General features: G+C 71.5%; 11 protein-coding genes. 5 read left to right on the top strand and 6 right to left on the bottom strand.

The features are described from left to right. The first annotated feature begins 7 nt into the window (after positions 1-7). The 3 genes from J2S41_RS28895 to J2S41_RS28905 are packed head-to-tail and all read left to right on the top strand — an operon-like array spanning position 8 to position 3,140. Positions 8-1,291, top strand: coding sequence for a nicotinate phosphoribosyltransferase (locus J2S41_RS28895; RefSeq protein ID WP_310372294.1), 1,284 nt, complete (start codon positions 8-10; stop codon positions 1,289-1,291). A gap of 13 nt (positions 1,292-1,304) precedes the next feature. After that, entirely contained in the window at positions 1,305-1,880 is a 576-nt protein-coding gene (locus J2S41_RS28900) for an isochorismatase family protein (protein ID WP_310372296.1), read from the top strand. 30 nt (positions 1,881-1,910) lie between these two features. Continuing rightward, on the top strand, positions 1,911-3,140 hold the full coding sequence (locus J2S41_RS28905; protein ID WP_310372298.1) for an MFS transporter: 1,230 nt from the start codon (positions 1,911-1,913) through the stop codon (positions 3,138-3,140). A 381-nt stretch (positions 3,141-3,521) separates the two neighbouring features. Here the strand turns inward: J2S41_RS28905 and mptB are convergent, their stop codons facing one another. The 6 genes from mptB to eda all read right to left on the bottom strand — a co-directional run bounded on the left by mptB (position 3,522) and on the right by eda (position 11,614). Then, positions 3,522-5,078: a polyprenol phosphomannose-dependent alpha 1,6 mannosyltransferase MptB gene (mptB, locus tag J2S41_RS28910; protein WP_310372300.1), complete on the bottom strand. Its 1,557-nt coding sequence runs from the start codon at positions 5,076-5,078 to the stop codon at positions 3,522-3,524. A 128-nt stretch (positions 5,079-5,206) separates the two neighbouring features. Next, positions 5,207-6,499, bottom strand: a complete 1,293-nt coding sequence (locus tag J2S41_RS28915) for an aspartate aminotransferase family protein (RefSeq protein ID WP_310372302.1) — start codon at positions 6,497-6,499, stop codon at positions 5,207-5,209. A gap of 197 nt (positions 6,500-6,696) precedes the next feature. After that, positions 6,697-8,460: an aa3-type cytochrome oxidase subunit I gene (gene ctaD / locus J2S41_RS28920; RefSeq protein WP_310372304.1), complete on the bottom strand. Its 1,764-nt coding sequence runs from the start codon at positions 8,458-8,460 to the stop codon at positions 6,697-6,699. Positions 8,461-8,602: 142 nt separating this feature from the next. Continuing rightward, complete coding sequence (locus J2S41_RS28925) at positions 8,603-9,724, bottom strand: FAD-dependent monooxygenase (RefSeq protein ID WP_310372306.1); 1,122 nt, start codon at positions 9,722-9,724, stop codon at positions 8,603-8,605. 169 nt (positions 9,725-9,893) lie between these two features. Beyond that, the gene (locus J2S41_RS28930; protein ID WP_310372308.1) at positions 9,894-10,982 is read right to left on the bottom strand and encodes a sugar kinase; all 1,089 of its coding nucleotides are present in this window, start codon (positions 10,980-10,982) and stop codon (positions 9,894-9,896) included. Beyond that, entirely contained in the window at positions 10,976-11,614 is a 639-nt protein-coding gene (gene eda, locus J2S41_RS28935) for a bifunctional 4-hydroxy-2-oxoglutarate aldolase/2-dehydro-3-deoxy-phosphogluconate aldolase (RefSeq protein WP_310372310.1), read from the bottom strand. Before eda ends, J2S41_RS28930 begins: the two co-directional genes overlap by 7 nt. Positions 11,615-11,695: 81 nt before the next feature. Between eda and J2S41_RS28940 the strand changes: the two genes are divergently transcribed. Together J2S41_RS28940 and J2S41_RS28945 are read left to right on the top strand one after the other, a co-directional pair. Next, entirely contained in the window at positions 11,696-12,457 is a 762-nt protein-coding gene (locus J2S41_RS28940; RefSeq protein WP_310372314.1) for an IclR family transcriptional regulator, read from the top strand. A 260-nt stretch (positions 12,458-12,717) separates the two neighbouring features. Next, positions 12,718-13,851, top strand: a complete 1,134-nt coding sequence (locus J2S41_RS28945) for a glycoside hydrolase family 12 protein (RefSeq protein ID WP_310372315.1) — start codon at positions 12,718-12,720, stop codon at positions 13,849-13,851. The last annotated feature ends 210 nt before the right edge of the window (positions 13,852-14,061 follow it).

Genomic DNA, 14,061 nt, shown 5'->3' on the forward strand with positions numbered 1-14,061 from the left:
TGATCTCGTGACTGCTACCACCTCGCTGCTGACCGATCACTACGAGCTGACGATGATCAGCGCGGCGCTCCGCGACGGCACCGCCCATCGCCCGTGCGTGTTCGAGGTCTTCGCGAGGCGGTTACCGTCCGGCCGGCGCTACGGCGTGGTGGCCGGCACCACCCGCCTGATCAAGCTGATCCGCGACTTCCGGTTCGACGCCGAGGAGATCGCGTTCCTGCGCCGCACGCGCGTGGTCGACGACGAGACCGCGGAGTGGCTGTCGGCCTACCGGTTCACCGGCGACATCGACGGGTACGCGGAGGGTGAGCTGTTCTTCCCCGGCTCGCCGATCCTGACGGTGAGCGGCACGTTCGCCGAGTGCGTGGTGCTGGAGACGCTGATCCTCTCGGTGCTCAACCACGACTGCGCGATCGCGGCCGCGGCGGCCCGCATGGTCACCGCCGCGCGCGGCCGGAGCGTGATCGAGATGGGCTCGCGGCGCACGCACGAGGAGGCGGCCACCGCGGCGGCGCGCGCGGCGTACCTGGCCGGCTTCACCGCCACCTCGAACCTGGCGGCCGGGCTGCGCTACGGCGTGCCGACCGCGGGCACGTCCGCGCACGCGTTCACGCTGCTGCACGACGACGAGCCGGCCGCGTTCGCGTCGCAGGTCAAGGCGCTCGGCACCGGCACCACGCTGCTGGTCGACACGTACGACATCAGTCAGGGCATCCGCAACGCCATCCAGGCCGCCGGCACCGAGCTGCGCGCGGTCCGGATCGACTCCGGCGACCTGTCCGTGCTCGCCCAGCAGTCCCGCGAGCTGCTCGACTCGCTCGGCGCCACCGAAACCAAGATCGTGGTCTCCGGCGACCTGGACGAGTACGCGATCGCCGCGCTCGCGGCCGAGCCGGTCGACATCTACGGCGCCGGCACCAGCGTGGTCACCGGGTCCGGCGCGCCCACCGCCGGGCTGGTCTACAAGCTGGTCGAGGTGGAGGGCCGCCCGGTCGTCAAGCGCTCGGAGAACAAGCGCACGGTCGGCGGTCGCAAGACCGCGGTGCGCCGGCACAAGCCCACCGGCACCGCGATCGAGGAGGTCGTCGTCTCCCAGGGCGTGCCCGACCACCAGCCCAACGACCGGTTGTTGCAGCACTCCTACGTGGCGAACGGCGAGTTCCTGGACACGCCGGGCCTGGACGAGGCGCGCGAGCACCTGCGACAGTGCCTGATCTCCATCCCGTGGGAGGGTCTCAAGCTCTCGGCCGGCGATCCCGCGATCCCGGTCGTCATGGTCTCCGCGTCCTGAAAGGGTTGCTCAGGTGTCCCGTGCTCTGATCATCGTCGACGTGCAGAACGACTTCTGCGAGGGTGGCTCGCTGGCCGTGAACGGCGGCGCCGGCGTGGCCGCGGCCATCTCCGGCGCGCTCGCCACCGGAAGCTGGGACCACGTGGTGGCGACCAAGGACTACCACATAGACCCGGGCGCGCACTTCTCCGCGCACCCGGACTACGTCGACTCCTGGCCGGCCCACTGCGTGGTCGGCACCGCCGGCTCCGAGTTCCACCCGGCACTGGACACCTCGCGCGTGGAGGCGGTCTTCCACAAGGGCGAGCGCGCGGCGGCGTACTCCGGCTTCGAGGGGCACTCCGTCACCGGCGAGCGGCTCGCCGACTGGCTGCGCTCGCGCGAGGTGACCGCGGTCGACGTGGTCGGCATCGCCACCGATCACTGCGTGCGCGCCACCGCACTGGACGCCGCCGCGGCCGGCTTCGCCACCACCGTGCTGCTCGACCTGACCGCGGGCGTAGCACCGGCCACCACCGAATCCGCGCTGACCCAGCTCACCGAGGCGTCCGTCACGCTGACCGGCAAACCAGTAGTAATTCCCTCGTAACATGTCGGACCCGTGCGGCAGCATGGCCGCATGGGACTTCGGGCGTACGGCAGCGTGTTGCGGGTGCGGGGCGTCGCGGCGCTGCTGCTGATCGGTTTTCTCGCCCGGATCCCGATCACCGCGACCTCGATCGCCCTCACCCTGCACGTCGTCGACGAGCAGGGTGAGGGTTACGCCGCGGCCGGTCTGGTCGGCGCCGCGATGACCGTGGGCAGCGCGATCGGCGCGCCCTGGCTCGGCCGCTGGGCCGACCGCGTCGGCATGCGACCGGTCATCGTGCTCACCGGCGTGGCCGGCAGCGCGTTCTGGCTGCTCTCCCCGCGCCTGCCGTTCGGCTGGCTGCTGGCCGCCGCCGGCCTCGGCGGCCTGCTCACGCTGCCCGCGTTCTCGATCGTCCGGCAGGCGCTGACCGCGCTCGTCCCGGAGGACCAGCGGCGCCAGGCGTTCTCACTGGACGCGATGACGGTCGAGCTGTCATACATGGCGGGCCCCGCCGGCGCGGTGCTGCTCGCCAGCACGGTCTCCGCGACCGCCTCCATGATCGCGATCGGTGCCGGCCTGGCCCTCTCCGCCGCGCTGCTCACCGTGCTCAACCCGCCGGTCCGCGCCGCCCACGAGAAGCCCGCCGACGCCGCTCCGGCCGTCCCGCGGCGCGTCTGGCTACGCCCGCCGATGCTGATGGCGTACGCGATCGCCGCCGCCTCCACGCTCGTGCTGGCCGGCACCGACGTCGCCACCGTGGCCGTGCTCCGCGACGGCGGCGAGGTCGGCTGGACCGGCCTGGTCCTCGGCGTCTGGGCCGCCGCGTCGCTGGCCGGCGGCTTCGTCTACGGCACGCTCCCCCGCCCGCTCGGCGCCGTGGGCCTGCTCGCCGGCCTCAGCCTGCTGACCATCCCGGTAGGGTTGGCCGGCGACCTGTGGTGGCTGCTCGCCCTCGCCCTCATCCCGGCCGGCGCGCTCTGCGCCCCCACGCTCACCGCCACCACCGAACAGGTCAGCGCCCTCGCCCCCGCCTCCGCCCGCGGCGAGGCCCTCGGCCTGCACGGCTCCGCCCTCACCGTCGGCATGGCCATCGGCGCCCCCCTCACCGGCGCCGTCATCGACGCCTTCGGCGGCGCCTGGGGCTTCGCCGCCGCCGGCGCCGCCGGCCTGCTCATCGCCCTGGCCGCCCTGCCGGTCGTCCGCCGCGCCCGCACCCGCGCGCTCCCCCCGGACGAGAGCACGGAACTCGCGCCGGACCCGGTCCCCAGCAAGGCCTGAGCCGCCGACTCACCTCGCCATCGTCATCCACGCCACGCCCGGCACGATGCGAGCCACCACCTCGCCGACTCGCGCCGGGCGGCTGCCAGCGTTTCGTCCGGACAGGTAAGCAGAGCGAAGTCCGCTCGGCGCGAGCTACCACACTGCCGACCCGCGCCACGCGGACCCGATTTCGGCCTTTCTTCCACGTAAGCAGAGCGATCCGGGCTGCGAACCAGCGGCATCATCCAGGTAAGCAGAGCAAAGCCGGTCTGCGCACCAGCGCGCCGCCGGCTGGTCCAGGTAAGCAGAGCAAAGCCGGCTGGCGAGGGTCCCGCGGCTCACCGCTGAGGGGCGATTCGGCTCGGGCGCCATGCGCCCGAAATATCGGCTTTTAGCTGACTACAGTGGCGCGACATCCCGGGCACTGCGTGCCGGCATCGGGACGCCTCGCTGGTGCGGAATCACGGCCTCCCCGTCGCGCAACCGCGTCACCAGGGACTCCACGCCTTCCTGCCGCGATGCCGCCCCGTTCGGCCGGGTCGCGTGCGGGGCGGCGGCCTGGCCGGTCACGGCGCGCCGGAGGAATCGGCGGAGCAGCACCGCGGCGAGGGCGAGGACCACGGCGGCGATGAGGTAGCCCGTGATCATCGCGGGTACGGAACCGGTCATCGGCGGGAGGGCGAGCGCGACCACCGTGCTCACCGCCGCGATGCGCCGCTGCTGGCGGGGGGTGCGGACGGCGGCGGCCAGGGGTAGGACGGCCCAGAGCACGTACCAGGGCTGCACCACGGCGCCGCAGAGGAGGGCGGCCGTGAAGATCAGGCCGAGGCCGCGCACCGGGTCCAGGCGGCGCCGGGAGACGGCGATCAAAAGCATGATCACCACGGGTACGCCCACCGTCAGCCCGATCGTGTTGGCGATCGCGACCGCCGTCGGAGTGACGTCCGGGCCGGCGATGGCGCCGATCAGCAGGCCGGTCGCGGTGGTCGGCGACATCCAGCTGTAGACGGTGAGCGACCCGAGCGGCCCGGTGATCCAGCCGAAGCCGGCAACCATGGAGAGCGCGGCCGTGCCGGCGAGCGCGCCGGCCACCACCGCGATCATCGGCCGGGCGGGGCGGGGCAGGCGGTGCGCCATCGCGATGAGCAGCATGCAGAACGCGGCACCCGCCACGAACTTGATGTTCGCCGCGGCCGTGAGCAGCGCGACGCCGGCCACCAGCGGCAGCGGCCGATCGAGGCCGGTCAGCGCCAGTTCCAGGCCGGCCAGCATCAGGCCGAGCATCAGCGCGTCGTTGTGCACGCCGGCCACCAGGTGCCACAGCACCAGCGGGTTGAGCAGGCCGAGCCGCACGGCGACGCCCGGGTCCGCGCCGGCGCGTGCGGCGAGGCGCGGCAGCGCCCAGGCGATCAGCACGATGCCGGCCAGCGCGATCGTCCGGTAGGCCAGCACGCCGGCGGTCAGCTGCTCACCGGTCAGCAGCGCCACGCCGCGGGACACCAGCAGCCAGGCCGGACCGTACGGCGCGGGCGTGTCCGCCCAGTAGTGGCTCACCTGCTGGGCGAAGACCGAATCGGCGCCGAGCGCCGAGGCGGGACCCAGTCGGTACGGATCGAGCCCGCGCGCGGCCGTGGCCCCCTGCGCCAGGTAGCTCCACACGTCGCCGCTGAACAGCGGCCGGGCGAGCAGCAGCGGCGCGGCCCAGGCGGCGGCCACCGCGTACAGCCGGCGGGTGCTCACGCCGGCGGAGAGGAACCAGGCGCCGATCACGACGCCCATCGCGATCAGCCCGGCCGCCATGGTGGCCACGCCCGGCCGGAGAACACCGGCTGTGACGACCGTCAGCGTGGCGGTGGCGACCGCTCCGACCGCCGCCAGCGCACGCGCCGACACCCGCCGGCCTCGCGGCGGCGCCTCCGGCAGCGTCCGCTCCAGAATCGCGTTCGGGCTGCTCATCGCGTTACACCCTCCATGTATACACGCAGTGTATTCCTAGGTCCAAGGCTGCCCGATGGCGCATCGAAAAGCCTCTGTCCGAAGGAGGGAAAACCGGCCGCGCTACCTCGGCCGAAAGTTAGAGATGACTACGCAGCGCAAGCGATGATGGCGGATTCCAGGATGTCCAGGCCGGCGTGCAGTTCGTCCTCGGTGATCGTCAGCGGCGGTGCGATCCGGAAGATCCCGCCCATGCCGGGCAGCTGCACGATGTTCAGGTGCAGCCCGCGCTCCAGGCACGCGGAGGTGACGGCCGCGCCCAGCGCCTCGGCCGGCTCCCTGCTCGCCTTGTCCCGGACCAGCTCGATGCCCTGCAACAGCCCGCGGCCGCGCACGTCGCCCACCACCTCGTGGGTGTCCCGCAACGCGGTCAGCCGCGCACCGAGCTGCGCGCCGAGCTCGGCCGCGCGGGCCACCAGGCCGTCGCGCTCGACCACGTCGAGTACGGTCAGCGCCACCGAGGCGGCCAGCGGGTCGGACACGTGCGTGGTGTAGAAGAGGAAGCCCCGCTCGTGGCAGACCTCCTCGATCGCCGCGCCGGCCACCACCGCGGCCACCGGCAGTCCCGCGCCGAGCGTCTTGGACAGCGTCACGATGTCCGGTGTGACGCCGTCCCGCTCGAAGGCGTACATGGTGCCGGTACGCCCGATGCCGGTCTGCGCCTCGTCCAGGACGAGCAGCATGCCCCGCGCGTCGCACAGCTCGCGCAGCCGGCCCAGGTAGCCCGTCGGCAGCTCCAGGATGCCGCCCGAGGACAGGATCGGCTCCACCAGGCAGGCCGCCAGGCTGCCGGCCGACTGCTGGTCGACGAGCGCGAAACCGTACTCCAGTTCCGCCCGCCAGTCGTGCGTGCCGTCCGGGTGCCGGAACGGCGACCGGTAGGCGTTCGGCGCGGGCAGCGCCAGGTTCCCCGGCGCGGCCGGTCCGTATCCGCGCCGCCCGGCCGAGAACGTCGCGGACGCCGCGCCGTGCGTCATCCCGTGCCAGGACCGGTCGAAGGAGACGATCTCGTACCGGCCGGTCGCGAGCTTGGCCATCTTGATCGCCGCCTCGTTCGCCTCCGCGCCGGTGCTGAGCAGCATCATCCGGTCCAGCCCGGCCGGCAGGGTGCCCACCAGCCGCGCCGCGAGGTCCACCACCGGCCGGCTGAGCATCCCGCTGTAGAGGTGATCCAGCGAGGCGACCGCGGCCGAGACGGTCGCCACCACGTCCGGGTGCGCGTGCCCGAGGATGGCGCTCATCTGGCCGGAGGTGAAGTCCAGGATCGCGCGTCCGTCGCTGTCGAAGACGTACGCCCCTTCCGCGCGCTCGATGATCCGCGGCGTGAACACCGCGCCGTAGCGGATCAGCAGCCGGTCCGCGTCAGCCCAGAACGTCTCCATCCCTCATTGTTGATCACCACCGCACCGGTCACAACCCACCCACCACGCAACCGGCAGGGAGCCCGGCTCCCGCCCCCGACCGTGGTGAACGCCCCGCCGCTGCGGCCGGCCGGTGCCCTCGGGAGCTTGCGGGGAGGAAAGAAAACCGGCCCCCGCTCGCGGAAGGCGAGTGGGGGCCGGTCGCGGGCTTCGCGGCGCTACTTGTCCCTGTCCAGCGTGTGGTCCTTGTCCTCCTGGTAGGAGGCACCGCCGTCCGACTCGGCGCTGAGCGGCTTGGCGCCGCCCTCCGGCGGCCCGGCGACCGACTGGTGGCCGGCGGCCAGCTCCGGGAACTTGGCGTCGAAGGCCGGCCGCTCCGAGCGGATGCGCGGCATCCGGTCGAAGTTGCGCAGCGGGGGCGGGCTGCTCGTCGCCCACTCGAGGCTGTTGCCGTGACCCCACGGGTCGTCCACCGTGACCAGCTGACCGGCCTTGTACGACTTCCAGCAGTTGTAGAGGAACGGCAGCGTGGACAGGCCGGTGATGAACGCGCCGACCGTCGAGATCATGTTGAGCTCGGTCCAGCCGTCGTTGACCTGGTAGTCGGCGTAGCGGCGGGGCATGCCCTCGTTGCCGAGCCAGTGCTGCACCAGGAACGTGGTGTGGAAGCCGATGAACGTCAGCCAGAAGTGCAGCTTGCCGAGGCGCTCGTCCAGCATCCGGCCGAACATCTTCGGGAACCAGAAGTAGATGCCGCCGTAGACGGCGAACACGATGGTGCCGAAGAGCACGTAGTGGAAGTGGGCGATCACGAAGTACGAGTCGGAGACGTGGAAGTCGATCGGCGGGCTGGCGAGCAGCACGCCGGACAGGCCGCCGAAGAGGAACGTCGTGAGGAAGCCGATCGAGAACAGCATCGGGGTCTCGAAGCTGATCTGGCCCCGCCACATGGTGCCGATCCAGTTGAAGAACTTCATGCCGGTCGGGACCGCGATCAGGAAGCTCAGGAAGCTGAAGAACGGCAGCAGCACCTGGCCGGTGGCGAACATGTGGTGCGCCCACACGGACATCGACAGCGCGGCGATCAGCAGCGTGGCGGCGACCAGGCCCTTGTAGCCGAAGATCGGCTTGCGGCTGAAGACCGGGATGATCTCCGAGATGATGCCGAAGAACGGCAGCGCGATGATGTACACCTCGGGGTGGCCGAAGAACCAGAAGAGGTGCTGCCAGAGCATCGGCCCGCCGGTCTCCGGGTCGAAGACGTGCGCGCCGAGGATGCGGTCCGCGGCCAGCGCGAACAGCGCGGCGGCCAGGAACGGGAAGACCATCACCACGAGCAGGCTGGTGACCAGCATGTTCCACGTGAAGATCGGCATCCGGAACATCGTCATGCCGGGCGCGCGCAGCGTCAGGATCGTGGTGATCAGGTTGACCGCGCCGAGGATGGTGCCGAGGCCGGAGAGCGCGAGGCCGACGACCCACATGTTCGCGCCGACGCCCGGGCTGTGGATGCCGTCGGACAGCGGCGTGTAGGCGAACCAGCCGAAGTCGGCGGCGCCGCCGGGCGTGAAGAAGCCGCCCATGGTGATCGTGCCACCGAACAGGTACAGCCAGTACGCGAACGAGTTGAGCCGCGGGAACGACACGTCCGGAGCACCGATCTGGATCGGGACGATGTAGTTACCGAAGGCGAACACGATCGGCGTCGCGAAGAACAGCAGCATGATCGTGCCGTGCATCGTGAACATCTGGTTGTACTGCTCGGGCGAGAGGATCTGCAGGCCCGGCGCGGCGAGCTCGGCGCGGATGAGCAGCGCCATCAGGCCGCCGAGGAGGAAGAACACGAAGGACGTGATCATGTACATGATCCCGATCTGCTTCGCGTCCGTCGTGCGCAGGATGCGCGCCAGCGCCGATCCCCGGACGGGTTTGTGCACCGGCCATGGCCGGGTGACGATCGGCTTCGGTGCGACGGTGGTCACGAGCAGCCTCCGGTCTTCGAGCTCACCACGTGGGCACGACGCACAGTTGATCTGCAGACGTACCTCTCGGGCAGAATAATCCTTCCTGATGCCCCTGTAGGCACGGGGTGACCAAACGCGCCGTCAGCGACGTGTGCTTGCTCTACGCTGGATCACGCAACGGCGCGTAGTAGTCGCGGAAGATGCGATCGCCGCGCTTGCGCAGCAACGGGTCTCGCGTGTCCGGCGCGACGTCGCCGGTGCGGTCCCGGTCGCGGGTGCGGTCGAGCACCCATCGGGTGCGCGGGCGGCGGCGCTTCTCGTACGCGGCGAGCGCGGCGGGCAGGTCACCGGCGTGCGCGCGCAGCACCTCGGCCAGCACTATCGCGTCCTCCAGCGCCATCGCGGCACCCTGCGAGAGCGTGGGCGAGGTGGAGTGCGCGGCGTCGCCGACGAGCAGCACGCGACCGCGTGACCAGCCGGCGACCTCGACCTCCTCGGGCGCGGCGAGTTGCACCTTCTCCAGCGCGTCGAGCACCGCGGGGACGGGTCCACCGTAGCCGCCGAAGACCTCGCGGACCCGGGCGAGCCCGTCGGACGGCAGCGCGGCGTCCTCCGGGACCGTCTCGTGCGCGTAGCAGTACAGCCGGCGGTCGCCCATCGGCATCACGACGAAGCTGGAGTGCGCGCCGAGCAGCCCGATCCACTCGGTGACCGCGGGACCGCCGTGCACGACGCTGCGGTAGACGAACTGGCCGGTGCGGCGGGCGGCGCCACCGAGCCCGGCCAGCGCGCGCACCGTGGAGCGGCGGCCGTCGGCCCCGATCACCAGGTCGTAGTCGGTGCGGCTGCCGTCCGCGAAGTCCACCTTGACCGGGCCGGCCTCGTCCAGCTCCAGCCCGGTGACCGCGGTGTTGTGACGAACGACTCCGCCGACCGCGGAGACGAGCACGCGTTGCAGGTCGGTGCGGGGCAGGGCGCGGCACTCGCCGACGCCGTCCCAGAGCTCGCCGAGGTCCAGTTCGCAGAGCGGGTCGCCGGCCGCGTCCCGGATGGACTGGCGGGTGATCACGGCGCCGAGCGGGCGCAGCGGCCCGGCGAGGCCGAGACCGCCGAGTGCGCGGGTGGCGTTGCCGGGGAGGAAGATGGCGGCGCCGGGGCCGGCCGAGGGTGGTTCCCGATCGACGACGTCGGGCCGGAGACCGGCCATACGCAGGGCCCGAGCGACGCCGAGACCGGCGATGCCGGCGCCGACGATCAGGATCCGCAGGGTGGTACCGGCCATGTGAGCGACGCCTCCGAGGGGTGGGCACGCGTTGAAGCCAAGAGATTACTCGCCGCGAACGGCACCATGGTAGAGGCGTGTGACCGGCATTGCCGACCGTCCCGCCGCCGGGTGACCACGCCCCGGCACGTTTGCGCAGCTCAGGGCGTGGCCATCACGCATGGAAGTTCTATCGCTGCACGCGCGCGCCCTTGCCGCCGACGAGCGCCTCCACCTCACGCAGCGATGCCATCGACGTGTCACCCGGCGTGGTCATGGCCAGCGCGCCGTGCGCGGCTCCATATTCGACCGCCCTCCCGATCGGAAAGCCGGAGAGCAGGCCGTAGATGAGACCGGAGGCGAAGCTGTCGCCGCCGCCGACGCGGTCCATGATCTCCAGTCCCGGACGGTGCGTGGCCTCGGCGAACGTGCCGTCCTGCCAGGCGATCGCGCCCCAGTCGTTGACCGTGGCGCTCTTCACGGTCCGCAGCGTGGTGGCGACGACCTGGAAGTTCGGGTAGTCCTTCACGGCCGCCTCGATCATCCCCCGGAACGCCGCGGTCTCCAGGTTGTCCAGGTTCTCCGAGACGCCGTGCACCTCGAAGCCGAGCGACGCGGTGAAGTCCTCCTCGTTGCCGATCATCACGTCGACGTACCGCGCAAGCCGGCGGTTGACCTCCTGCGCGCGCTGCTTGCCGCCGATCGCCTGCCAGAGGCTGGGCCGGTAGTTGAGGTCGTAGGAGACGATCGTGCCGTGCCGGTGCGCGGCCTCCATCGCCGCCTCGATCACGTCCGGCGTGGTCTCGGAGAGCGCCGCGTAGATGCCACCGGTGTGCAGCCACCGGACGCCGAGCGTGCCGAACAGGTGCTCCCAGTCCACGTCGGACGGACGGAGCTGGGACGCGGCGGTGAGGCCCCGGTCGGAGACGCCGACCGCGCCGCGCACGCCGAAGCCGCGCTCGGTGAAGTTCAGCCCGTTGCGCACGGTGCGGCCGATGCCGTCGTACGTCGCCCAGTGGATGAAGGACGTGTCCACGCCGCCCTGCAGCACCAGGTCCTCCAGCAGCCGGCCCACCTCGTTGTCCGCGAACGCGGTGACCACCGCGGTGCGCAGGCCGAACGCGCGGCGCAGCCCGCGGGCCACGTTGTACTCCCCGCCGCCCTCCCAGGCCCGGAACGAGCGCGCCGTCTTGATCCGGCCCTCGCCCGGGTCGAGCCGGAGCATGATCTCGCCGAGCGAGACCGCGTCGAACGCGGCGTTCTCCCTGATCGTCAGCATGCGGCGGCCTCCTTGAGCGCGGCGGCGGTGCGGGCGGTGACCTCGGCCCAGTCCTGGGCGGCCAGCAGGTCGGGCGCGACCATCCAGGTGCCGCCGACCGCGAGCACGGACTTCAGCCCGAGGTATCCGGCGAGGTTCGCGGTGGTGACGCCGCCGGTCGGGATGAACCGAACGTTCGCGTACGGCGCGGAGAGCGCCTTGACCATCGCCGCGCCGCCGAGCTGTTCGGCCGGGAAGAACTTGACCGTGGTCAGGCCCGCGTCCAGCGCCATCTGGATCTCCGTGCCGGTGGCGATGCCCGGGAAGATCGGCACGCCCAGGGTCTTACAGCGCTCAACGACCCGTGCGGAAAAGCCCGGGCTGACCACGAACCGCGCGCCCGCCTCCACGGCCTGGTCGACCTGTTCCACCCGGGTCACGGTGCCGGCACCGACCAGCAGCTCCTCGCGGCGGGCCATGGCCCGGATCGCGTCGGCCGCGGCGTCGGTGCGAAACGTCACCTCGACGCTGCGCAGCCCGCCGGCGAGCAGGGCGTCGGCCAGCCCGTCCGCGGCGGAGGCGGCGTGGAGCACGACCACCGGCAGAATCCGCCCGGCCTCGATCGTCTGTTCAAGATGGCGAACATCAGTCACGTATGTGACCATAGCCCTCCGGCCGGATCCCCTGTCAAGACGGACCAGAATGAGGGGGTACGCAGTAAGGAGCGCATTTCCGTGACCGACGACTGGCAGCCCGTGAAGTCAGCGGACCGCACGCTGGAAATCCTGGAGCGGCTCGCCGCCCACCCCGGCCGGTCGCTGGTCGAGCTGGCCCGCGAGCTGGACATCCCGAAGAGTTCGCTGCACGGCATCCTGCGCACCATGGCCCGGCGCGGCTGGGTGGAGACCGATCCGACCGGCACCCGCTTCGGCCTGGGCATGCGCGCGCTCCAGGTCGGCGCCGCCTACCTCGAGGCGGACGACGCGGTCGGCATGCTCTCCGCCGTGCTGGACCGGCTCGCCGAGGAACTGGGTGAGACCGTGCACCTGGGCCGGCTGGACGGGCCGAACGTGGTCTACATGGCCAAGCGCGAGTCGATCCACCCGCTGCGGCTCTACAGTGCGATCGGCCGGCACCTCCCGGCGCACGCGACCGCGCTGGGGAAGGCGCTGCTCGCCGGCCTGCCGGCCGCCACGGTGGACGCGCTGCTGCCCCGGCCGCTGCCGGCGCTGACGGCGCGCACGATCACGGAGCCGGCAGCACTGCGCGCGGAACTGGACGAGACCGCGGCGCGCGGCTGGTCGATCGACCGGCAGGAGAACACGGACGGCATCGTCTGCTTCGCGATGGCGGTGCCGCTGCGCTCACCGGCCACGGACGCGATCAGCATCTCCATCCCGGCCGCGCGGGTCACCGAGTCCACGCAGGAACGGGTGCTGGACGCGCTGCGGCGGGGTCTCGCCGGGGTACGCGCGGCGCGGGTACTTCTTTCTTAAGAAGAAGAAAAGGCTGCTGTGGGTTGCCTGTCGTTTTCGGGCGTGTAAATCTGTCAGAGCCCCTTGGGAGCGCTCCCGGAGCAGGTCGCCCAGCCTGCGATGGATTCAACGGCGCCTGCGCCGATGTCAACGGCGCCTGCGCCGATGTCAACGGCGCCTGCGCCGATGTCAACGGCGCCTGCGCCGATGTCAACAGCGTCCATGGGGTGTTAACGGACCCCACCATCCGGCTCCACGGACACCTCGTGAGGACTCTACCCATGAAACGACCGATCCGTGCCATCGCGGCGGCCGCGCTGCTCATCGCGGGCACCGCCACCGCCTTCGCGGTCAACGGCGTCGCCAACGCCGACGCGGAGATCTGCGAGCAGTACGGCTCCACCACGATCCAGAACCGGTACGTCGTGCAGAACAACCGCTGGGGAACCTCGGCGCAGCAGTGCATCAACGTCACCGGCAGCGGCTTCTCGATCACGCGGCAGGAGGGCGTCGGCAACACCAGCGGTGCCCCGGTGTCGTACCCGTCGGTCTTCCTCGGCTGCCACTACACGAACTGCTCGCCGGGCACGAACCTGCCGATCCAGGTGAGCGCGATCAACAGCGCCACCAGCTCGATCGACTACACGTTCGTCAGCGGCGCCACGTACAACGCCTCGTACGACATCTGGCTCGACCCGACGCCCAAGCGGGACGGCGTCAACCAGATGGAGATCATGATCTGGTTCAACCGGCAGGGCAACATCCAGCCGATCGGCTCGCCGGTCGGCAGCGCCACGGTCGGCGGCCGGACCTGGGAGGTCTGGCAGGGCAGCAACGGCTCCAACAACGTCATCTCGTACGTGGCGCCGTCCGCGATCACGTCCTGGAACTTCAGCGTGCTGGACTTCATCAACGACGTCCGGAGCCGTGGCGCGATCACCAACTCGTGGTACCTGACCAGCATCCAGGCCGGCTTCGAGCCGTGGATCGGCGGCGCGGGCCTGGCGGTCAACTCGTTCTCCGCCGCGGTCAACGGCCCGGGCACGACGCCGACCACCGCGCCCACCACGTCGTCGCCGACGCCGCCCGCCACCGTCGGCGGCTGCGCCGTCACCTACGACACCAACGCCTGGAACGGCGGCTTCACGGCGAACGTGACCGTGCGGAACACCGGCACCGCGGCGATCAACGGGTGGGACCTCGGGTTCACCCTCCCGTCCGGCCAGCGCATCGGAAATTCTTGGAATGCCACCGTTACCCAGAGCGGGCAGACTGTCTCTGCGAAGAACATCGGGTGGAACGGTGTGATCGCCGCCGGAGCCTCCGCGTCGTTCGGGTTCCAGGCGAACTCCACGGGCGCGTTCGCCGAGCCGGGCGCGTTCACTGTGAACGGCACAGCCTGCGCGGTCGCCTAACCCCCGCGCAGTTCCCACAGAAGAGGGGCCGGCCCGCACCGGCCCCTCTTCGCTAGCTCCGGGGGCGGCCCCCGGACACCCCACGGTCCGGTGGGGGCGTCGCACGGCCGGGTGCGGGGTCGTCGTGGGCCGCTTCGCGGGACAAACCCGATCCGGTGCGCCGGGTGGCTCGCTGACGGGCGGTGCGGGGGGCCGTGTCGCATATCCGGG

Source organism: Catenuloplanes atrovinosus, from assembly GCF_031458235.1.
Taxonomy (GTDB): domain Bacteria; phylum Actinomycetota; class Actinomycetes; order Mycobacteriales; family Micromonosporaceae; genus Catenuloplanes; species Catenuloplanes atrovinosus.